The organism is Desulfoluna sp., from assembly GCF_030145185.1.
Classification (GTDB): domain Bacteria; phylum Desulfobacterota; class Desulfobacteria; order Desulfobacterales; family Desulfolunaceae; genus Desulfoluna.
The window spans coordinates 38009-59914 of record NZ_JAQYWB010000035.1 but is presented as its reverse complement, the minus strand read 5'-3'; the positions used below and the strand labels follow the sequence as shown (position 1 = coordinate 59914).

The following is a 21906-nucleotide window of genomic DNA, read 5'->3' as shown; positions in this document are numbered from 1 at the left end:
GTGAAAGCTGCTACAATAAAGATAGTCCTTGCACAGAATTATGTGTGGTTAATAATAGGAGGGAAGGCCGAAAAGGCCATAAATGGGGGTGTACAGGAGGTGAGGCTACATCCACTTCACATAATTTGGGACATCACATAACACTTCCACATTCTCGTAGAAGTGAGCCCAGGGGCGATGCTTTCGGATGAGGAGGTGCGGCGGCGTTTTATGCTTCTTCATACAAAGGGGACGGAGTTTCCTGAAGGGCAGCTCGAGGCCTTCCGGGAAAGGTTTTCCAGCCTGTCGTGGTATGTCAAGGACATCAAGCAGACCTTCTCCCGGTACTATAATCGCAAAAAAAAGCGCAGGGGTACGCTCTGGGGGGAGCGGTTTAAAAGTGTGATTGTGGAGAAGGGCGAGACCGTTATCAATTGCCTGGCCTATATAGATTTAAACGCCGTGAGGGCAGGCATTGTAAAGCGGCCGGAGGATTATCGCTGGTGCTCCATCGGACATCATGTTCAGACGGGAAACCGGGACGGTTTTCTCTCCCTGGACTTCGGGTTGGTGGAGTTTGGCGTGGAGAGCGCTGAGCGATTGAAGAAATACCGTAAATTTCTCTATCATGCGGGCTCGGTGAAAAAACGGGGAAAGACCGCAATTTCGGCGCGGGTGTTTCAGTCTGAAAAGGAGAAAAATTTTGAGGTGGATCGCAGCCGGAGGTTCAGGTCCCGGACCCGGTATTTTACCGACTCGGGAATCATAGGCTCCAAGGCATTTGTCCTCGGAACCTATGAAATCTTCAAGGATCGTCTTTATGGGAGTCGGGAAAGGGTGCCCAAGAAGGTGAAAGGACTTGGTGGCATGTATTCCATGAAACGATTGAGAGAGACCTGACGGTTTTTTGTCGCTGTGTCAGATGAAATCCGATATAAATGCAATAATTTGAAATGGTAAGAACCCATTCAGCACTCATTCCTTTCGTGTTGTCGTGAGGGCATACGAGTGACGTTTTGGCTTCCGTCATCAATCAGATTTACTTTGTCTGTTCCCCTGTTCCCCTGTTCCCTTAAAGGCTTGCGTACATTTGATGTTCTCGACAACGCCATCCGATGCCATTTTGAAAATTCACTCCCGTGCACATCTTGGATCTAAATTCCTACTCAATCCCGTGAACGCTTACAAAATGACTATCCAGAATGTCTGTTTCGGGTAGTAGTAACTCCTCGTGTTTACAAGCAGTTAACTCTATTTTCACTGTAATTAACGGGATTTTGTTTTGCTTTTTTCATTGGGAAATTATAGATATTTATGTTCCGGAAAGAAACACAAGATTTTGAATTACACAGAAAATATGGATAACCATGAAAAAAAGAATAGTACTGGAAAATAATTTATTCTGTTTCAAAAGATTTGTCCTGTGCTGGTTCATGGGTAAAAAAATTTTAACACGTCTTTTGTCCCGAAATAGTGCTGTCTCAGCCATTGTGTTTGCAGCATTGATCTGTGCCCCGGTCCTGGCGGCAGATATTCCGGTCACCAACCTTCAGGACAGCGGAGCCGGATCATTTCGGGCCGCAATATCTACTGCTCATGACAACGACACCATCACCTTTGACCCTGGTCTTGTCGGCACCATATCTCTGGTATCCCCATTGCCGGCCCTTAATTCTGTCGAGCTTGTGAATGCGAGCCCCATCACTGTTTTGCTGGCCAATGCCTCCACGAAGGTTGCCATGGAGATCGGTTCCGGAAAAACCATCAAAGGCACTCTGCCTGGTAATTTGCGAATTGACGGCACAGGAGAGATCTTTTGCCTCCAATCCACAGGTTTGATGACTTTTGATGAAGATTTGTCCGGCGTTATTGATTCGACCTCAAGGGATATAGCCATCGGGCTGTTCTCCTGGGATGATATGGTACTTGAGAAAGGCTTGTCCGGCTCTGTTACTGCCTCGGTGATCAAAGGCACCGGGGAGGGGCTGCACTCAAGCAAAGATATGGTTTTCAATGGAGACCTGTCAGGCTCGGTTGCGGCCCGTTCAGAGAACGGTACTGCTTTTGGATTGTGGGCTGAAGAAGATATAAGCCTTCAGGATATGACAGGTTCCATTACAGCTTCGGCAGGAGGTACCTGGACCGCTGGCATATGGAGCGACGGGTCGATTACCGTTCAAAACCTGACAGGTTCCATTACAGCCTTGGCAGGAGGTAACAAGGCCTATGGCTTGAGTGCAGCAAAAACTATGTTTTTCGGAAGTGATCTGTCCGGTTCGGTTGCGGCCTCGGCAGGTGGAGATGAGTCCTATGGGTTGTTTTCATCTGAGAACATGACCCTTGACGGTGATCTGTCCGGTTCGGTTGAGGCCTCGGCAGGTGGAGATCGGTCCTATGGGTTGCTTTCATTTAAGAACATGACCCTTGGCGGCGGTCTGTCAGGCTCGGTCACGGCTGCTGCAGGGAGGGGGTTGGCCTATGGGCTCGCCTCAGGCACTGATTTGATCATCAAGGGGGATCTGTCAGGCTCGGTTAGGGCCTTGGCAAAAGAGAATTATGCCGTTGGATTGGATGCAAGAGATGTACTCAATCTCAAGGGGAAACTTTCCGGCTCAATTGTCGCCCTAGCGGGCGGGGATGGTGCCTATGGAATGAGGGGAGGTGACGGTATCTTCGTTGCCAAAGACCTGTCAGGCTCGGTTGAAGCGTCTGCAGGCGGAGAAGATGCCTTTGGGCTGAGGGCTTTTTCAAGGGGGCTATCACTTGAAAACCTTTCCGGCAGTATTAATGCCACGGCCGGTACCAACAATGCTTATGGCATAGGGTCCTTTGAAGACAATCTTGTGATCTCTGGTGATCTGTCCGGAACTGTCGCAGCCAGTGCAGGCGGGCATACGGCCATGGGCTTGCACAGCGAGAAAAAGGAAATAAGCATTCAAAGCCTGACAGGTTCCATTACAGCCTCGGCAGGAGGCAACATCGCCCATGGCTTGAGTGCAGCAAAAACTATGTTTTTCGGAAGTGATCTGTCCGGTTCGGTTGCGGCCTCGGCAGGTGGAGATGAGTCCTATGGGTTGTTTTCATCTGAGAACATGACCCTTAACGGCGGTCTGTCAGGCTCGGTCTCGGCTGCTGCAGGAGGGAGGAATGCCTATGGGCTCGCCTCAGACTCTGATTTGGTTATCAATGGGGATCTGTCAGGCTCGGTTGAAGCGTCTGCAGGCGGAGAAGATGCCTTTGGGCTGAGAGCTTTTTCAAAGGGGCTATCTCTTGAAAACCTTTCCGGCAGCATTAATGCCACGGCCGGTACCAACAAGGCTTATGGCATAGGGTCCTTGGAAGATAATCTTGTGATCTCTGGTGATCTGTCAGGAACTGTCGCAGCCAGTGCAGGCGGGCATACGGCCATGGGCCTGTATTCAGGAACCGGCGGCATGAACAATGGGGCAGGAGGGGCCATGAATATATCAGGCTCTGTGTCGGCAATTGCCAATGGCCTGGCCATGGCAGCTGCAGGAGGCGGGGGAATCAATCTCAATGTGACTGGAAATCTTTTGGCCGCAGATTTATCAGGACAGGGTGACGCCTATGCTGTCAGGGCGGGACACTTAGACTTGAAAAGCAAAGAATGGCGTGGGGACGACCTTTCCGACGACACTATTACGCTGGGAAACGGAGCGAACGTCTCAGGACGCATCGAGCTTGGCAAAGGGGTGAACTTGCTGACCCTGGACGGCGCAGGCACCTTGAACGGAGATGTGGGTAATATCACCACCATGGCCAAGACTGGCAAGGGGATCTGGGCCGCCAGAGGTAAGATCCATACCCATGACCTGAATGTTGAGGCAGGAACCCTGTCCCTGGATTCTTCTGCCTCCCATGTCTTTACCAACAACCTGGTGGTCGCGCCCGGCGCCATTCTGACGGCGGTTGTCCGTAATCGTGCAGCTGATGTGATCAGCCTGGGCAACACACTTACAAATTCAGGGCAGATTGATTTCTTAATGGAGCCATTCTTTGTGCCTTCAGGCACCACCTTTACCCTGGTTACCAGCAACGGGCTGCTTGGAACGGGAGACTACACGACCTCTTCCCAGTTTTTGAGCGTTAATACGAAGGGGAACAATGTCGAGGCCACCAAGAAATCTTATTCAGACATGCACTTTGACACTATTAATTCACAAAGACTGGCCGCTTTGTTTGATGACTCTATACGTGCAACTCCTTCCGGCGATCTTGCCACCATCCTGATCAGTCTGGAAAGTTCATCTTCTCCGGGCGAGTTTAATGAGAGTATGAAGCAATTGGGCGTCATACCCATGTCCGGTATCTCAGCTCTGGGCATGGACATGTCCAGGATTTTTTCATCTGCTGTTCAGACGCGCATGGCTGAAATGCGGTCAAGCCATATCATGACGGCTGATAAGAAAATCATGGACCCGGAAGATTCGGATACCTGGCCTATGCTGGCTTTTAACGGGGACCTGGCAGGTATCCTGGGTCGTCGGCCTCTGGAAAAGCCCGATGGCCTGCATCTTCGTATGCTGGGGCAGACCGGAGGCCAGGACTCCCATGACGGGTACGATGGATATGATTATAATACCATTGCCCTATCCGGGGGGCTGGACCACATGGTGTCAGAGGTTTTTGGCAGGGAGAGCTTGCTTGCAGGCATCAGCTTGGGCTATGCATCAACCAGTGCAGATTATCTGGACACTGGCAAAAGCCGTGCCGATATGGAAAGCTATAGCTTAGGGCTATACGGCACCTGGTTTGACAAGGGATGGTATGTGGACACAGCTCTCGGGGGTGCCTGGAATGAATATGAGGTCAGGCGGGCCATTGCGTTTATGAACAGAATTGCAGACTCTGATTTTTCAGGCTATACCCTGTCGGCCAAGACCGAATGCGGGTATAGAATTGATACATGGGATTTTGGCCTGACCCCCATGGTTTCCCTGGAATATACCCGCTTTCACCAGAAAGGTTATACTGAGACCGGGGCCGGCGGAGCAAATCTGTCAGTTGATTCCACAGACAATAATTCCTTGAGAACCGGGCTGGGGGGCAGGGTCGACAATGTCTGGTCGACGGGTTTTGGCCGCATCATCCCCCGGGTTTCAGCCATGTGGATGCATGAACTTGTCTCTTCTGACACCAGTGTCAACACCACCATGGCTGGAATGCCCGGCGTGATCTATCCCTCTGCCATGGCCCGTCCTGACCAAGACACCCTGATCCTGGGGCTGGGCACCTCATTGGTGAATGATGCAGGCATTGCCCTCTCCCTGCACTACCAGGGGCAGATCCAGGAAAATGCCGACAGCCACAGCCTGAACTTTGATTTCACACTGGTGTTCTAATTTTTTTAAACTGAAAGCAAACTGCCGGAACATAATATCGACAATGTTTTTCATCCTTACGGATAATCCCATCTTTAAAAAACCTTGGTAACGAAGAAGATGGAATCTTCATGGCTTTCCCGAAGGGTAATGACAGACTGCAATCTTTGGGTCTGTCCCACCCGATCGGTCTTGATATGGGGTTCATTTCCAGAATCAAGGCACTGGGCTCCAATCATTCCAACAGACCCCACATGATATATAGATTCATTTTGCCTGGCCCCTGACCCTTTTGCCTGGCCCCTGTTATGTTCCCTCCCTGTTCCCTCTGTTCCCCTGTTCCTTTGAGATGAATGTTGTCTGGTTGTGGCCATAGGGGTATATAATATAAAAATTAAAATCCAAAGGAGGGAAGCGTATGAAGGTACTCTTGATTGTTTCTCACGGAAGTAGGCGCAAGGATTCCAATGACGAAGTACGTTTACTGGCAGAACATGTGGCGCAAAACACCGGGCCTGCTTTTGAAAAGGTTTGCTGTGCTTTTCTCGAATTGACAAGCCCGATGATTGACACGGCGATTGTTCAACTGGCGGATGAAGGTGCCACTGAAATCGTCGTTTTTCCCTATTTCCTTGCTGCAGGAACCCACGTGGTGAATGATATCCCTCGGATTATCGAAGAGGGACGCAACAAATTTCCGAACATCAGTATGACGGTCATTCCGCATCTCGGGGCGATCCCAGGTATCAGTAACCTGATTGTAAGCCATAGCGAACGCTCTACCTCTGAATGATCTCCTCGTTTAAGGTCAACGTTTCTTTTGGTTTTATGAACAGGGTTTAATACACAGGTCTTGTTGATTGAACCCGATCAATTCATGTTTAAGACCAGAAGACCAGGGAGACCAGGGGACAGGCACCATGCACGTGATCTCCACGCCAATCTGTGAAACACTTATTTCCAACAAGTAACTTACCTTTTTAATTGAAATTCATTCAAAAATCTTATCAATACACGCGTATTTTGAGATGACAAACTAAGGATGAAGCGTAATCCTCGTATTCCCCGGATTGTCAGAACAGATCTCGGCCAGTAGACCGTTTACCATGTGATCAGTCGCACGGCGCTTGATGGCCTTCTTTTTAAAGATGCGGTGAAAGACGAACTGCTTCGTGTGATCGTGAGGGCATACGATTCATTTTATGCCCTTGGGCATGGCAGTTAGAAGGGCGGTTCCTGCCTCGGTCCATTCGGGTATCGATTGATGATCACATCTTACTTAAGTTCACCGATGAATCACCGGGGTTACAGCGCTTTTTTTAGAGAGAAATCAGGTGGGAAGAAAACCCTATGACATGAGATTCAATATCATAGGTATGTCGCCTGTCCCCAGTGCCCTTTTTGCCTGGCCCTTGCTCCCTCTCTTGCTCCCCTTGCTCCCCTTGCTCCCCTTGCTCCCCTTGCTCCCCGCCGGAGGTTTCTTTGTAAGCGTTCACGGCCCAAATTGAACCTGTAATCCACCTTAAGCATCATTAATACTTATGAATACATTCGTATTGTTCAATAATTATTCAAACTAGACATGCAACAAATAGTGTGATAGCCTGCACTCATGAAAACAATAAAGTCGCCATCAGCTAAAGATCGGAAGCGGTTCCCAGATACCGTTCAAACGTACATGACCCAGCTTGAAGATATCCTAATCTCACAGCAGGCGCGTTTAGATCAGCTCGAGGTGGCCATTGACAAATTGTCTTCCAAGAAGCGTAAAGATTCTAACAATTCAAGTAAACCACCTTCTTCAGATCCCCCTTATTCAGGCAAACGACAGGTCAAAAAGCCAGAAAAATCAAAGGGGAATGAGACCGACATAAAGCGTCGGAAAGGTGCCCAGCCAGGCCACAAGGGTCACCAGCAAGTATTGCTCGAGCCAACCGAGACTCACGCTATCCTTCCATCATATTGTTCTTGCGGGTGCACCTGTTTTGATGAGGCTATAAGTGAGCCTTTTTACACCCACAAGAATATTGAACTTCCGCCACCCCGTGTGGATGTTCGTCACTACGTTTTGTATAAATGCCAATGCCCGTCTTGTGGGCAACAAGCAAAGGCTGAAATGCCACAAAATGTTCAAACCGGTTTCGGCCCCAGGTTCAGTGCATTTGTTGCCGAAATGAGTGGGCCAAAAGGACTAAGTCGTCTATCGGTTCAAAATCTGATTCATTCGATGTTCGAGATCCATATAAGCACCGGAGCCATTCAAAACATTATCGACCGGGTAACAAATGCTCTGGCTCCCATTTATCAAAGAATTGCAGAGGTCGCTCGAAGTTCCTACTGCAACTATGTTGATGAAACCAGCTGGAAACTATCTCATGATCTGTGCTGGTTGTGGGTCATGGCCAACAAACAGGTTGGCTTCTATCGCATTGCCCCCCACCGTTCAAAGCAAGCCTTCGAAGAATTAGTCGAAGACTGGAATGGCATCCTGATCAGTGATGGGTATGGGCTCTACCGAAAATGGATAAATCATAGGCAAACATGCATCCCTCACCTCATCCGAAGAGCCAGAGGATTGTCTGAGAGAAGGACCCCTCACATCAAAAAATTTGGTGAGATGATGCTTGAGCTTCTTCAAAGCCTCATCCCTTTTGCCAAAGAGTCTCCTGACGAACAAGAATGGACCGACTTCTATCAAGAGCTGATGGTTTTACTCAGCCTACATGGTGACGCAGATGATGATGCCGGCGTAATGGCGCGTCATGTCTTTGATATGCTGGAAAGCCTTTGGGTCTTTCTTGATTTTGACGGTATTGAACCGTCGAATAATAGAGCTGAAAGAGCGCTACGTATGGGCGTTCTATGGCGAAAACGAAGCCTTGGAACCCAGAGCGAAAAGGGCAATCGATGGGTTGAGTCTATTCTATCCCTCGTTGAAACCTGCCGAATTAAAGGCTTGCGTACATTTGACATTCTCGACAACGCCATCCGATGCCATTTTGAAAATTCACTCCCGTGCACATCTTGGATCTAAATTCCTACTCAACCTCGTGAACGCTTACGTTTCTTTTGGTCACTTTAACCACAGAAGGCTGCATTTCATGAGCAGAATCGTTGCGCTCATTTTTTCTTGCCGTCTTACCTGGGGATGATGACCCCGTTTTCTTCAGCCAATTTGAAAAAATGCTCTTTGTACCAGTGTACCGCCTGATAGAACTGGTACCAGTCGCTTTCTGCGAAGTCGGGGCCAGCAAGGGCCCTTTCCACCTTGCGACCCTCGTAGGTTTTTTTCTTGAAATTAGAGAAGGCGTCCTTGAGCCATGCAAATTGATCGTATCGGAGCTCTTTGTCCGAGGCATCCAGAAGTTTCAGGTCGACCATGGCTTTTTGCCAGTTTTTGATTCGTTTTTTGTCGGTGCTTACCTCGGCAATAAGTGTGTCGAACAGGGGGGTGACGTCTTCAAGTCCTGCCTCGGGGTCTTTGAATTCAGGGTGCCTTTCAAGGTAATTCGCCAGGTGTCCGTGGATTGCTTTAAAGGCCCCATTGAATCGATCCGGGTTGATCGCCTTGGAGGTTGTGAATTGGGATGAAAAATTATCGCTGAAATCGTAGCGGTAGGTCCAGGTGAGGTGGGGTGTGTCTGGAAAGCTCAAGGCCCGTCCGTGACCATAGGCAGGGGCCATGGTATGGAGAGCTCTGTCAAGGGCGCCACCAAGCTTGCTTTTTTGCAGCTGCATGACCCATTTTTTGATGATGTGTGCAGGGGTAAGGGGGGCTTTAACCGTTGCGGAGAGGTTTTCGATGCTGTTGACCTTGCTCAAGAGTCCTGAAAATCCTTGATGAGAGAAGGTATCGGCGTAGGCGTGAAGGACGATGCCTAACTTTACCAGATCGTTTTCCTGCATGGCTTTTTCGAGGATCGCTTCGATGATGGGCGATTGTTCCTTGCACCGGAGCTTTCGGGTAAAGCTGTTTCCCTGGCACCCCGGCACGAAGTGAAAGGCGCAGGTGTTGCCGATCATGGCGTCGTAGTTGTAGGTATCAAGCTGAAAATAGGCGTGGCAGGTGGCCATGTTGAAAAAGGCGAGTTTGCCATCAATGGTTTCCGGTTCTACGTTCTTGGGCTTTTTGGCCAACACCATGTGGTTGATCTTGGCATCGTCGACATACTGGGAGGCATAGGCGATGGTGCCCGCTGCCTTTTTGGTAAATCCGCAGGCTCTGCAGAAAGCCAGGATGCCGTAGTAATGGGCGTCAATCTTCATGGGTCCTCCGGTTTGGTGTGGGTTAAAATGGATTCGTATTGTTGCTATTGTTTATCGTGTATTTGAACTGTTCTATCCATGGCGATGGGTCGATCTTTCAGCGGTAAAATCATAACCTTGGCAGGGCCACTACGGGTCATTCCTTGTGGTAGATACAATGAGAAATACATGTTTTAGCATGTAAGTCAAGATTGTTATATCGCTTCCATGGGGCCGTGCGGAAGGACTCGCCGGGCGTTTAAATTTCTTTGGGGCTGTCACCTCTTACTGGCGGGACGGGTGTGAAGGGTTTTGCTTTTTTTTTCGGAAAAGTGCAGGGGCAGGGGGACAAAAGAGGGGGAAAGATACAAAATGTCATTTTTGGGTTTTCTGTTCGATTTTCTCACCCTTCGGGTGGGCCGAGTGCACCCATTCTTTGCGTTACCAGGGTTTTGAGGTAAACCACTGCATCAATCTACAGCTCTGGTGCCTTGAATAGGAATGCACGCGACTCGTGAAATATTGGGGCTACGGCTCATGCACTTGCGACGCAGTGGGCGTTTCCTTGGACTTCAGGCGAATGCGGACGCATTTTAACCTGGAGTGCGACTGCCGAAGCGCATTCGCAAATCTGCTTTCGAGGTGGTACACCTCGCCGCCGGTATTTTTTCTGCAGCCTAAAAGGTTCGCTTGACGCCCAAGGTCATGGGCATGAAGTCGCTGTCGTTAATATCACCGCATGTGAGGTAGTAAGAGATCTCTGCGAAGAAGACGACGTTTTCGGATACAATGGCATCCACCCCAGCGCCTGCACGGAACACCGTACCCCATTCCGATTTCGAGTCATGAATGTCCTGATAGTCCACGCTGGCGGTAAGGTCGGCAATTCCGATTCCCGCCAGACAATAGGGTTGAACCTTCCCTTCACCGGGGTACCATTTTGCGTTGGCGGTGACCGCATAGCCGTCCATCTCGAAGGCATTGATACCGACGACGCTTCCCTCAAACCCATCGATGTAGAGGTAATCGATTTCGGCTTCAAGGGACTCGCTTATCCGGTAGCCCAGCTTGACATTAAATCCCACGCTCTCGTCAAAATCGATGCCGTTTGATCCGGAATCGATGTTTTCATGAAGGTTGGACCCTCCGACTCCTATAAAGATGGTTGAATCGGCCCCGGCCATGGCGCAACAAGGGGACAGGGCAAAGATGATACAAAATGACAGCATAAGGCTTTTAAAACTTTTTTTCATGGGTGACCTTCTTTTCCGTGGGGGTGACATGTTATTTCTTGAAAATATTTATCAGTAAACTTCAACCTCATAAAAAAAGTGTTGATAGCAAATCTAAAAGGGCATGGCAATGGTTCTTTTTAGCTGACATAGCAATGTTCCTCTCTAAATGCTCTATTTGTAAATAGTCTCATAATTTCGAATTCTTATAGTGTAAGTAATTGATAATTTAGTTTTTTTATCAAGCATAAACGATTCTCTTAAATTTTCGGTAGTATTTTATTGACATGGAAAGCTCTTTTTGAAATACAACGTCAGTTTTTAACTTGATTTAATCTATTAGAGTAAACTCATTACGAAGAGGGGGGTTGTTTGTCGAATCGGTTTACATTGGGTCTCATGGCTGTTTTGTGTGTCTGTCTTTTTTACACCCCGGGGAGAGCCTCGGAGCAATATGCAGGCAGTGATCCGAGGATTCCCGAGATGTGGTCCGTTTTTGTGCCTTCGGATGACGATTTGGGGGCATTGCATGAATCGTATGCCGGTCGCGTGTTTATCCATGATGAGGATATTTCCGTTGATAAACAGGGGGTTCCTCTTATTGAGGCAAGGGCCAGTGAGGGGGTTGTGTATGCCTCGGGAATTTGCGTGGGAGGTGATGCGCTTTTCGTTGAAAACAACGCAGCAGTCGTCTTGGGGGCCGCGTACCCTGGCATGGCGTCGGTGGGCCGTGTGGATTCGGTGGCCAAGGCCTTTGGCATGAGCCTCTTAAACGGCGGCGTTGTTATGAACAATGGGTCCATTGAGGCCGGGGCTACCGGTGAGACGGTCCTTTTATCGACGGACGGCCGGTATGCCGAGGTGGGTGCTGATTTGGTGTCGTTGGCCTGTGGGATGTGGGCAACCCGATCCGGGCAGTTAGCTTTTTCAAGCGCGCCTGCACCGTCAAATTCTGTTGAGACGGACTGTCTGGCGCTGAACCGCGGTGTGATATCGGTTTCGTCCGGCCTTGGGGGGCATGCGGCCGGCTCGGATGCCACCTATCAGACCCGATCCCTGGCCTACGGGATATACAGCGATGCGAATGGCGAGGGTGTGAACACCGGGCAAATTTCCGCTACGGCAACCGGTGGCATGCGCCTTAAGGGCAACACTTCATCCATGGAGACGGATGTCAGCGCATGCGGGGTGTACGGCAAGGCCGGTTCGGTGGTGATCAATACCGGGGGGATTATCGCCAAGGCTTACGGGGATCGTCTTGAAGATCCCGGGGCCGCAGGGAGCCCCTCTGCGGCGGGCACGGTTCGGGTTCAGGCCATGGGCCTTTTTGGCGGCACAGGGGCATCGGTGGTCAACGTCGGTGAGGTGGTGGTGACAGCCGACGGGGGCGATGCCGGTGACAGCCCCCTGGCGGGAGCTTACGGTCTGGTGGGCAGCACTGGGAGCCAGCTTGTTAATATCGGTACGATCTCCGTTTCGGCTCGTTCCTGCGGCACGGCCAACGCCTATGGCATTGTCTCCAATGGGGATTCAGAGCTCTATTCCACGGGGGCCATTGAGGCTCTGGCATCCTCTGACGTGGGACATGCCAATGCCTATGCGGTGTATGCCGCAGACGGTCGGCTTGCCGTCAAGGTGTATGGGGTTCATTTGGCTGACGATCCCCAAATTCTTCAAGGGGTTTGGGCCCATTCCGCCTCCGGATTCTTTGACCTTACGGATGCCACCCTCTACGTAAGCATTGATGAGGAGACCCCTTTTGAGACGCCCTACCGTATTGATAGGGCTGTTTCCGGTGAGACGCATACGTTCTCTCGACTGGATGGGGCGTTCCCTGAAGATATCTCGCTGGTCAGCGTTAACAACAACGAATCCATCCTGCTTCGGTACGCCCCCACGTTCAACCCTGCCACTAAAGCCCTTCGGCAGACAACACGCGTGATGGACCAATGCGTCGACCTGGCGGATGAGGCCCTGATGAACGCGGCGCTTAAGCAGGCTTCGGCAGACACTGTGGAAGGCGAGTCCAGCGAGGTCCCTGGGGCCGAAGGGCGAACACTTTTTTTGACGCCATTTGCCATTCGGTCTGATGGGGACGCGTATGAGTCCGAGGATCGCGGGATCTGCGCGGGGGGGACACGCTCCTGGGGTCGGGACACCCTGGCCGGTGTGCATTTTGTCCTCGGGCGCGGGCAACAGAATTTTGATCCTGCAAGGCTCCAGGACAGGGAAACCCGCATGACCCATGCCGCCATCGGGGTCCAGGGTCTCCACCGTTTTACCTCCAGGGCTTCCCTTCGCCTCTCATCCACCTTTTTTTACTCCACCCACGATTTTGAAGACAAGGATCCCCGGAACCTGGAAGAGGCCGATTACAAAGGCCAGGGGCTCATCACTCGGCTGGCGGGTCGCTACGATTTTTCCCCAACCGCCAATTTTGTTTTATCCCCTGAAATCGGCTTGCGGCATGAGTGGGTGCGCCAGGACGCCTTTACCACCGATCACATGAGCTGGATGGGCACGCATTACAGCAAACTGGACGAGAATGAACTCTACGGGGAGGCGGCCCTGAACTGGAGGGGCCACGTGAAAAAAGGAGCCACCGACATTCACCCCCAGCTCCGTCTTTTCGCTGAGCAGGTCTTAACCGGCGGTACCATGAGCGGAAGCATGGCCCTTGCTGACCACCGGGCAACCGTTGCGGACCGGCAGAATAATCCCAGTTTTGGAGCGCAACTGAGCGCTGAGATGACAAAGGGCATCGCCTCTTTTGTCTTGGGATACACCGGCCGAATCGAAGAGGAGACAACCCAGCAGAGTGGGTGGGTCACCGTTCAGGTGGCTTTCTGAGTCGCATCACAAGCACAAAAGGCAAGGCCTGTCGGCAGCAGGGTTTTTGGATGCAACGCAGCAGCGAAAACCCGGTCGGCATCATGGGCAGCAAGCAGTATTCTACGAGATATGAAGGGGTCACGATGAAGGAAATGAAGGTGAGTAGTAAAGCGAGGCATCGGTGGTATTGGCTGCCGGTGTTCCTGGGTTTGGGTTTGGGCATGATTGGGTGTAGCGATGGTGGGGGACGTTCATCAAATGATATGGGTTCGGACAACGAACCGCCCTCGCTTTCTCAACCGCAGGCAGTGATTATGGCTCAGGAGGAATCTTCAGTTAACCTCTCCTGGGAAGCCGTCCCCGGTGCGACTCATTACACGGTTTACTGGTCAGAGGAATCGGATACCTGGGCCCCGGTAAAGGATATCAATAGATCCGTTTGGACCCCAATAAAAGGCATAAAGGGAACCACATGGGTCCATGCCAATACCTGCCTGTGTCGACAGTTATACTATGTCGTGGTGGCGGAAGATGGCACACACTCCAGCCATCCTTCTGAGACCCTTTCTATGACGCCGAAGGTGGGAGAACTTCAGTTCCCGAAACATTTCAAGGCGGTTTCAGGAGATGCCGGGATTACGGTCAACTGGGATGCGGTGCCCTGTGCCAGAAGCTATACTGTTTACTGGTCCGATGACCCCTTATTGTATGAGAGGGAGTGGCAAACGGAGTCGAATATCAAGGGGACAGAGTGGGTTCATACGGGGCTGGAGTACGACAAGACGTATTATTATGACATTTCTGTGACGGGCAAAGATAAAGTTGTCTATTCAAACAGCGGTGACAGGGTAGATGCCACGGCCAAAGCGGGTACCCTTCAATCTCCGCAAAAAGTCTTTGCCAAGCCGGTGGATGGTGGGGTGGAACTTACATGGGGTGAGGTGGCTGGAGCGGAATTATACACGCTCTACTGGTCCAAAAATCAGGATGCGGGAATCGACAGCGAAAATGTTGTTGAGACAACGAAGCGTTCCTTTACCGTTGTGGGTGGCCTTGAAAAAAATAGTACCTATTATTTTGTTGTGGTCGCGTCGGAAGGCATCTTCGAGAGTGCTCCCAGCGCTTCGGTGTCCGCTTTTTTTCTGGGAGATCCGATAAAAACGAAAACAATTACCATCACTTTATCCTCCCTTACGGGTCCCATTGACGTGGATTTTAAATTTGCCGAACTTCCCAAAGGATCTTTTTGGATGGGATCACCTGAAAGCGAGCCGAATCGCAAGAATAATGAAGACCTTCATGAGGTTGCATTGACCAACGCGTTTTATTTGATGACCACCGAGGTGACGCAGGGGCAATGGGAAGCGGTCGTGGGAGAAAATCCCTCCTTGTGTCAGACGTCAAATAATATTCCTCCTAAGGATTTAGGCTGGATGACGCTGCCAGGTACTACCTATCCCGCAGATTCTTCAGGATACCCTGTAGAAAATGTCTATCTGGTTGGACAGAACGTTGTGGATGAAGAGTCAGGCGAAGAAAAATTTGTGCCGGGGATTAAAGAGTTTATTGATAAGTTGAATGAAAAAAGCATTGAGTACACATTCCGACTTCCTACCGACGCCGAATGGGAATATGCCGCACGTGCCGGTACAGGGACTCCTTATGCCATTGGTGATGGCCATGAAGTTAATGAGGGGGATCTACGATTTAGGGGTAGTATCAAGGATTGGCCGGGAACCTGTAAGGCGGAATCATTCAGCCCTAATCCGTGGGGATTTTATAATATGCATGGCAATGTAAATGAGTGGGTGGCGGATGCCTGGCGTAATAACCTCGGAGATGTCTCGCAGGTGGACCCTTTCCATGCGATGTATCTCGATGGTGAAGAAAAGTACCACTGCACTCGTGGGGGCGGCTACTCCAATTCGGCAAAAGAAATTCGGTCGGCCTATCGGCATGAAATGAAGAAAACAGGGAAAAACGTGTGGGCAGGATTCCGTCTTGCTGCTGATGAAAAGGATGAGTAAAAAGGAAAGGGAGTCAGGTTATATCGAGCCTGTGGAAGGTTGATGATCAGGCCACCAGCCAATTGATGCAGCATTTCTATGCAAATCTGGCTAAAACGTCAGATAAACGTCTGGCGCTGAAAAAAGCGCAACTCACTGTCAAAGCAGACGGTCACAGCCATCCCTATTATTGGGCTGCATTTCAGCTGACCGGGCGCTAAAAGAACGAAAGCTTCCCTCTTTATGCGGGGATCTCCCGCACAGGAAACGTCAGGGGCCGGGCGCTTCAAAAGACCCTCGTGACTCTCTATGACCACCACTTCGCCCTCTGTGGCATTCGGATGCTTATGAAAGTGAGGTTAAATCTTGATTTTTGCCTTACTTTTTAACTTTTATTTTCTGTGGAAGCACGACCTGATTTCTTCCCGTCTCTTTTCCTTTGTAAAGAGCCTTGTCTGCGGCTGCGATGCAGTCATCAATGGACTGTTTCGGGTCATGGATGGCCACGCCGAGGGTCAGGGTTGCTCCGATCTCTGCCTTTTTTGTCTGGACGTGGAGTTCGGCCACGTTTTTTCTGATGCGCTCGCCGATGATTGCAGCGAGCGATGCGTCGGTTGAAGAGAGCAGAATGATAAATTCTTCGCCGCCCCATCTTGCCACGGTGTCTTGTTCGCGGACGGAACCCTGAAGGGTTTCTGAGATCGCGATAAGGAGACGGTCCCCTGCATCGTGGCCGTGGGTGTCGTTGATCTGTTTGAAAAAATCGATATCCCCTAAAAGGATGGCAAAGGGCTCATGGCTCCGTTTGGCTCGCGTCCTTTCCCCTTCGACCCTTTCAAGAAATCCGCGTCGGTTGTAGAGACGGGTGAGTGGGTCATGCCGTGCAAGGGTATTGAGCTGGTCCGCCTGAGTGTTCAAAAGTGTGTTCTTCTGACGCAGGACCTCGTTCTTTTTGATGATCTTATCTTTTTGCTGGCGGATCTCTTCAGTTCTCAGCTCGATCTGGTGTTCGAGGTCTTGTTGCCGTTTTTTAAGACTTTGAATTCTTATCGAATATAGGGCGGTCATGAGGGCTAACCCTGCCAGGAGGGCCAGTGCCCGGAACCATCCCGTGGCCCACCATGGCGCAAGGATGGTGATATCCAAGGATGTCCCGGTGTCATTCCACAGACCATCATCGTTGGAGGCCTTGACGCGGAATGTGTAGTGGCCGGGGGCCAGCCGGGTGAAGTGTGCGGTCCTTTGATGAGAGTCTGCTTTAATCCAGTGATCGTCCAGGCCTTCCATCGTAAAGGCGAATTGATTTTTTTCCGACTGGCGATAGTTCAGGGCAGAAAATTTCAGGGAGAACGTGGCCTGATGATGGGGCAGAGTCATCGAATGGGTGGTGTGGATGGCTCTTGTCAAGATGCCGGACTCTGAAACCGGGACCTCTTTATGGAGGACGGACAGAGCGGTGAGGTGAACGGGGGGAAGAAATGGGTTATTGACGATCTCTTCCGGTGTAAAGACGCTTAAACCCATGATGCCACCGAAGTAGAGATGGCCGTCTTCGCTTTGAAAGCTGGCACCCTGATTGAATTCGTCGCCCTGGAGACCGTCTCTGGAGTCGTAGTGTGCAAAGGATTTTGCCGCTGGGTCGAATTGATTAATTCCCTGATTGGTGCTGAGCCAGAGGCTGCCTGAGGAATCCGGCAGAATGCTGTATACGGCGTTGTTGGAAAGGCCGTCTTCTTCCGTGAGCGCAGTAAATGTTCCGGCTTTGGCGTCGTAGCGATTTAAGCCCCCGCCGTAGGTTCCCACCCACATGGCCTCAGAGGGGTCCTCATAAAAACAGAGAACATCATTGTGGCTTAAGCTCTTGGGGTCGTTCCACTGATTTTGATGGCGTTTGAAGGGGGCTGTTTTTGTAGCGATGTCAGGGGCAGTGAGGACGTTGATGCCTCCCCCCCAGGTTCCAATCCAGAGGTTGCTGAGGTGGTCCTGACCGATGGCTTTAATGAAGTTGTCGCTGAGGGAGGCCGGATCTTCGGGGCGGTTTTGCCAGGTGGTGAAGTGCAGTTTTGTCAGGTCTTGATCTGCTTTGTCCACGCGGACAAGGCCGCCGCCCCAGGTCCCCATCCAGACGGTTCCTTCGGAGGTTTGATACAGGGCAAGGATGGAATCGCTGCTCAGGCTCTCCGGCTTTTCCGGATCGTGCGTGTAATTGATGAACCGGGGATGATCGTTTTGCCGCTGGTCCGTGGGCAGTATGGAGAGGCCACCACCCCAGGTCCCGAACCAAAGGTTGCCGTTCTTGTCTTCAAGCATCGACCAGACGGTATTGGAGCCCATCGTGGTCGAGTTACCTGGGGTGTTGACAAAGACGGCGTCTCTGTTTTTTCCATCGGTCAATCGGTTGACGCCACCGCCCCAGGTTCCGACCCAGAGGGTTTGGTGGCTGTCTTTGAAAATGGAGAGGATGATATGACTGCTCAGGCTTGTTTCATCCTTGGGGATATGGGGGAAAAAGGAGAAACAAGGCGTGGTCAGGTCCCGTTTGTTCAACCCGTTGCCATAGGTTCCAATCCACAGGATGCCTTGAGTGTCAATGAGAAGGGATCGGACATCGTTGTCGCTCAGACTTGAGGGCTGGTCTGAGGCGTGTTTAAAGCGGGTGAATGATCCTTTGGCGTCCATGTGGTTGAGCCCGCCACCCTTTGTTCCGATCCAGACATGGCCGGTATTGTCTTGAATGATGGTGGCAATTGTGTTGTGGCTGAGGCTCTGGGGGTTTTGGGGATCATGGTAGAAGCGTTCAAATGATTTTTTGGCGCGGTTGAAGCGGTTGAGGCCATCTTCCGTGCCCACATACAGGGTGCCGTCCTGTGTCTCATAGATGGTGAGGACGCTGTCGTTGCTTAAGGAGTCCCTGACCCCGGGGGTGTGGCGATAATGGGTGAAACCGCGGGATGGTACATTCAGGTTTAAGCAGCTCAGCCCTTTGTCTGTGGCGACCCAGAGTAAACCCGTGCTGTCTTCACAGATTGCCCGGATGGATGAACCGCAGGTGCCAGAGGTGTTTTCTATTCCTGCTGGGTATCGCCGGAAGGCCAGGGCGTTATCCTCCTCAGGGACACAGCTGTTGAGCCCCCCATTTCGCGTTCCGACCCACAGTCTTTTTTTAGAGTCGATAAAGAGACATCGGACATGGAGATCGCTCAGGCTGGTGTCGTTGTCCGGTTCAAACCGAGACGTGGTAAAGCTTTCCGTTATTGTGTCGAGCCTGCTGAGTCCGCCATTGGTTCCGATCCAGAGATTTCCATTTGTGCCACGGGCCAGTGCCCATGTGGAGTTGTCGGCGATGGAACGCTTGTCTTTGGCGCTGTGCTTGAAGGTTTTGAACTCATAGCCGTCAAAACGGGCCAGTCCTTCCTGGGTGGCAACCCAGATAAATCCTTCTGGATCCTGAAGGATGGCGTTTACCGAGACCTGTGGTAGGCCCTCATTTCGGCTGATGCGTTCGAAAAAGGTTTTGGAGGCGCCGGCGAAGGATAGGCTGTGGAATACCATCAGGAGAACGACGGGCAGGGTATATGTGATTGTTTTGAACATGTTGATTCTTATATCGCCATTTTTAGTGAAGTTAAAAAAGGCTATATATCATCAATGAAGCTAAAATACAGTTCTATTACTCGAAGGCATTGTGTTTCGAAAAAAGATGGTGGGCTTCGTGTATAGCCTGTGTTATTGGCGTTCCTCAGGTTTTTACCAGGGCGGTGGCAGGAATGATCAGCTAGGATTCCGCCTTGTGGCGGACTTGCGTTAGTTGAGCAGAAAAGAGACATGTCGGTACTCTTTGGAAAATATAGCTTTTGTGAAATCGCCTTAGAAACCTTTGTTGTGCCAAGCGTGCAGGATCACCTGCCCACCCCCACGAAAATAGAGTCTCACTGCGTGACCTCAGGGAATGGCTGCATAGACAGACAGCACCTGTGGCCCGGCCGGGGACGCCGCCTGTAGAGATGGTGTCCCCGGAGGTGCTTCACGCTATCAGAACTTGACCTGCTCCACCATGTGCCGGAGTTGATCTGCCAGGGTTTTCAATGTCTCGACATTGGTACTGACCTGGGTGCTGTTGATTGTCATGGCACCTGCCGCCTGATCGACCTGGCTGATGTCGTGCGTAATTTCAGTGGCGACGACCGCGCCCTGGGCGATGCTTTCGGTGATATCCCGGGTTCCCATGGATGCCTGGGCGACATTGTCTGCAATCTCTTTGCTTGTGACGGACTGTTCCTCGATGGCCGAGGCAATGGTCGTTACCAGCTCGTTTAATTGGGTGATGACCTCGGAGATACCCTTGATTCCGGTGACGGCCTCGGTGGTTGCCTCCTGCATCCCATCGATTTGGGTTTTGATCTCCAGGGTCGCCTCTGAGGTCTGCACCGCTAAGACTTTAATCTCACTGGCGACCACGGCAAATCCCTTCCCCGCATCTCCGGCGCGGGCGGCTTCAATGGTGGCATTCAAGGCGAGGAGATTGGTCTGTTCGGAGATGTCTTTGATGGCCTCTGTCACCTTGCCGATCTCAATGGCCGATGTCCCAAGGGTATCCATATGGGTGGAGGCTTGGCCGGATAGCTTGACCGCGTCATCGTTTATTTCTCGGGCTGTTGCGGTGTTAATCCCGATTTCGTTGATGGTGGCGGTCATCTCTTCGAGCGCGGCGGCGACCATGTCGATATTGGTGGACGCCTGCTCTGTTGCCGCCGAGACGGAGTTTATATTGGCACTCATCTCTTCAGCAGCTGTGGCAACCATGTTTGATTTGTTTGAGGTCTCTGCCGATCCAGACACCATTTCGCCTGAAACAACTCCTAACTCAGCGGTCGAGGAGGTGAGGGTCTCAACACCTGAGTTGATGTTGGTAAAGGTCTCCTTGAGCTTGAACGTCATCGTCTCCATGTCTTTATAAACGCCACGGATTTTATCGTGTTTGTCGTGCTTGAACCTCAGCAGAAAATCCCCAGCCGCAATGCTGCGGGCTATTTCTGCAATTTGTGCGGGATCACAGCCCAATTGGTTCAAGACACTGCGGGTGAGGATAAAGATGATCAGGATTCCCATCAGCAGGGCAGCAAGGCTTATTCCGATGATCAGGGAAATCCCCTTGCGGTTAGACCTTTGAAGGCGGGGTCCGATTTCGTCCTGAACACCTTTGATATCAATTTTGATTTCGTGGATCAGTTGGGCCACCTCGGGACCGATGCGGTCAAGGGTGCTGGTAATGATTGCATTCCGGTCTTCCAGGACGTTAACCGATTGGATGAAGCTCTCCAGGTAGGTGTCCTTACTTTCTTGGATTTTGGAGAGGGTGTTGCGGGTTGAGGTGCTTACGTTTTTATGGCTCAGGACCTCCAACGCTTTTTGCATCATTATGAACTCTGACATGACCAGATCTGCGTCGCGCTGTGTGTTGCTGATGAAAAATGTGGTCCGGGAGACCCTGGCCAGCAACAGGTGTTTCAGGGCCATCCCCGCATGATACGTGGTGCCTGCGTCATTGTTTTGTTGGGCTGATTCCAGGACTTCCGTAAGGAGGGACTCCATCAGGGACCCCTGGGGGGTGATGACGGTCTCTACCTGGTGATTGTATTGGCCTGTCAGGTTCACCACCTCATCGAACGCCTGGTGGTATAGACCCACAGAGGTTATTATTTGCTGGACTTTTGCCGCTCGTTTCGGATTGTTGATCTCCTGGGTCGCGGTCCCCATAAACGAGTTCATTTCGTTGAAGTTTTTCTTGAACTCTTTTATATCGGCATCGCTTCCAGAGATAAGATATTCTTTGACATTCATACGCGCTGACAGCATTTTTGACTGAACACGGCCCGAGAGGTTGGCGTCACGGGCCATTTCACGGTAGCTAATGAACCCCTTTGAGGAGGTGTTGAGTTTCACGACTCCCAGCAGAGAGGTTGTGGCCAAAAGACCCAATATCATTGAAAATCCGAGGGTGAGTTTGGATAGAAGGGTCATTTTTTTAAGGGGGTTCATCCGGTCTGGTTCTCCTTGTGGACGGTTTTCTTAGATTCGATGTTTTGATAAAGAGGCTGTCTCAATGACGGCATCCCTGGCGCAGGACACACTAATACAATGCCGGGCAGAACGGTCCCAGGTGTCGTGGCGTGAATGGACTCGGAGATTAATAGGTCATAAAATTAGACAAAGGGGAGGTGCGGGTGTTGTGCCATTAACGGGTAGGCAGCTGTCTTTCTGTTGCATAAT

Annotated in this window: 11 protein-coding genes; 7 read left to right on the top strand and 4 right to left on the bottom strand. The window is 51.1% G+C overall.

The annotated features are described in order from the left end of the window. The first annotated feature begins 210 nt into the window (after positions 1-210). The 4 genes from Q1Q75_RS12705 to Q1Q75_RS12690 all read left to right on the top strand — a co-directional run bounded on the left by Q1Q75_RS12705 (position 211) and on the right by Q1Q75_RS12690 (position 8355). On the top strand, positions 211-879 hold the full coding sequence (locus tag Q1Q75_RS12705) for a hypothetical protein (RefSeq protein WP_300671137.1): 669 nt from the start codon (positions 211-213) through the stop codon (positions 877-879). 533 nt (positions 880-1412) lie between these two features. Further along, on the top strand, positions 1413-5342 hold the full coding sequence (locus Q1Q75_RS12700) for an autotransporter outer membrane beta-barrel domain-containing protein (RefSeq protein WP_300671134.1): 3930 nt from the start codon (positions 1413-1415) through the stop codon (positions 5340-5342). 397 nt (positions 5343-5739) lie between these two features. Beyond that, positions 5740-6114 carry a CbiX/SirB N-terminal domain-containing protein gene (locus Q1Q75_RS12695; protein ID WP_300671131.1) on the top strand — a complete coding sequence of 125 codons (375 nt, stop codon included), beginning with the start codon at positions 5740-5742 and terminating at the stop codon, positions 6112-6114. 885 nt (positions 6115-6999) lie between these two features. Continuing rightward, entirely contained in the window at positions 7000-8355 is a 1356-nt protein-coding gene (locus Q1Q75_RS12690; protein WP_300671129.1) for an IS66 family transposase, read from the top strand. A 104-nt stretch (positions 8356-8459) separates the two neighbouring features. Here Q1Q75_RS12690 and Q1Q75_RS12685 read toward each other — a convergent pair whose 3' ends face one another. After that, entirely contained in the window at positions 8460-9587 is a 1128-nt protein-coding gene (locus tag Q1Q75_RS12685) for a DUF6765 family protein (RefSeq protein WP_300671126.1), read from the bottom strand. 656 nt (positions 9588-10243) lie between these two features. Then, positions 10244-10819: a porin family protein gene (locus Q1Q75_RS12680; RefSeq protein ID WP_300671123.1), complete on the bottom strand. Its 576-nt coding sequence runs from the start codon at positions 10817-10819 to the stop codon at positions 10244-10246. A 462-nt stretch (positions 10820-11281) separates the two neighbouring features. Here Q1Q75_RS12680 and Q1Q75_RS12675 point away from each other — a divergent pair, with 462 nt between their 5' ends. From Q1Q75_RS12675 to Q1Q75_RS22615, 3 genes are read left to right on the top strand one after another with little or no spacing between them, the layout of a single operon-like run. After that, a complete protein-coding gene (locus tag Q1Q75_RS12675) occupies positions 11282-13648 on the top strand; it encodes an autotransporter outer membrane beta-barrel domain-containing protein (RefSeq protein WP_300671120.1) in 2367 nt (788 codons plus the stop codon). A gap of 50 nt (positions 13649-13698) precedes the next feature. Continuing rightward, positions 13699-15657 carry an SUMF1/EgtB/PvdO family nonheme iron enzyme gene (locus Q1Q75_RS12670; RefSeq protein ID WP_300671117.1) on the top strand — a complete coding sequence of 653 codons (1959 nt, stop codon included), beginning with the start codon at positions 13699-13701 and terminating at the stop codon, positions 15655-15657. A 20-nt stretch (positions 15658-15677) separates the two neighbouring features. Then, positions 15678-15857 (top strand): CHAT domain-containing protein, encoded by a 180-nt coding sequence (locus Q1Q75_RS22615; protein WP_366945209.1) that lies wholly within the window; start codon positions 15678-15680, stop codon positions 15855-15857. Positions 15858-16014: 157 nt separating this feature from the next. On the opposite strand, the gene Q1Q75_RS12665 is transcribed toward Q1Q75_RS22615, so the two are convergent. Together Q1Q75_RS12665 and Q1Q75_RS12660 are read right to left on the bottom strand one after the other, a co-directional pair. Further along, positions 16015-19230 carry a ligand-binding sensor domain-containing diguanylate cyclase gene (locus Q1Q75_RS12665; RefSeq protein ID WP_300671114.1) on the bottom strand — a complete coding sequence of 1072 codons (3216 nt, stop codon included), beginning with the start codon at positions 19228-19230 and terminating at the stop codon, positions 16015-16017. 438 nt (positions 19231-19668) lie between these two features. Next, positions 19669-21675, bottom strand: coding sequence for a methyl-accepting chemotaxis protein (locus tag Q1Q75_RS12660; RefSeq protein ID WP_300671111.1), 2007 nt, complete (start codon positions 21673-21675; stop codon positions 19669-19671). Positions 21676-21906 lie beyond the last annotated feature (231 nt).

Excerpts from the sequence above, each read along its gene's own strand:
- Q1Q75_RS12705 (WP_300671137.1), top strand. The coding sequence starts at position 211 with ATGCTTCTTCATACAAAGGGGACGGAGTTTCCTGAAGGGCAGCTCGAG.
- Q1Q75_RS12700 (WP_300671134.1), top strand. The coding sequence starts at position 1,413 with ATGGGTAAAAAAATTTTAACACGTCTTTTGTCCCGAAATAGTGCTGTC.
- Q1Q75_RS12695 (WP_300671131.1), top strand. The coding sequence starts at position 5,740 with ATGAAGGTACTCTTGATTGTTTCTCACGGAAGTAGGCGCAAGGATTCC.
- Q1Q75_RS12690 (WP_300671129.1), top strand. The coding sequence starts at position 7,000 with ATGACCCAGCTTGAAGATATCCTAATCTCACAGCAGGCGCGTTTAGAT.
- Q1Q75_RS12685 (WP_300671126.1), bottom strand. The coding sequence starts at position 9,587 with ATGAAGATTGACGCCCATTACTACGGCATCCTGGCTTTCTGCAGAGCC.
- Q1Q75_RS12680 (WP_300671123.1), bottom strand. The coding sequence starts at position 10,819 with ATGAAAAAAAGTTTTAAAAGCCTTATGCTGTCATTTTGTATCATCTTT.
- Q1Q75_RS12675 (WP_300671120.1), top strand. The coding sequence starts at position 11,282 with ATGTGGTCCGTTTTTGTGCCTTCGGATGACGATTTGGGGGCATTGCAT.
- Q1Q75_RS12670 (WP_300671117.1), top strand. The coding sequence starts at position 13,699 with ATGCAACGCAGCAGCGAAAACCCGGTCGGCATCATGGGCAGCAAGCAG.
- Q1Q75_RS12665 (WP_300671114.1), bottom strand. The coding sequence starts at position 19,230 with ATGTTCAAAACAATCACATATACCCTGCCCGTCGTTCTCCTGATGGTA.
- Q1Q75_RS12660 (WP_300671111.1), bottom strand. The coding sequence starts at position 21,675 with ATGAACCCCCTTAAAAAAATGACCCTTCTATCCAAACTCACCCTCGGA.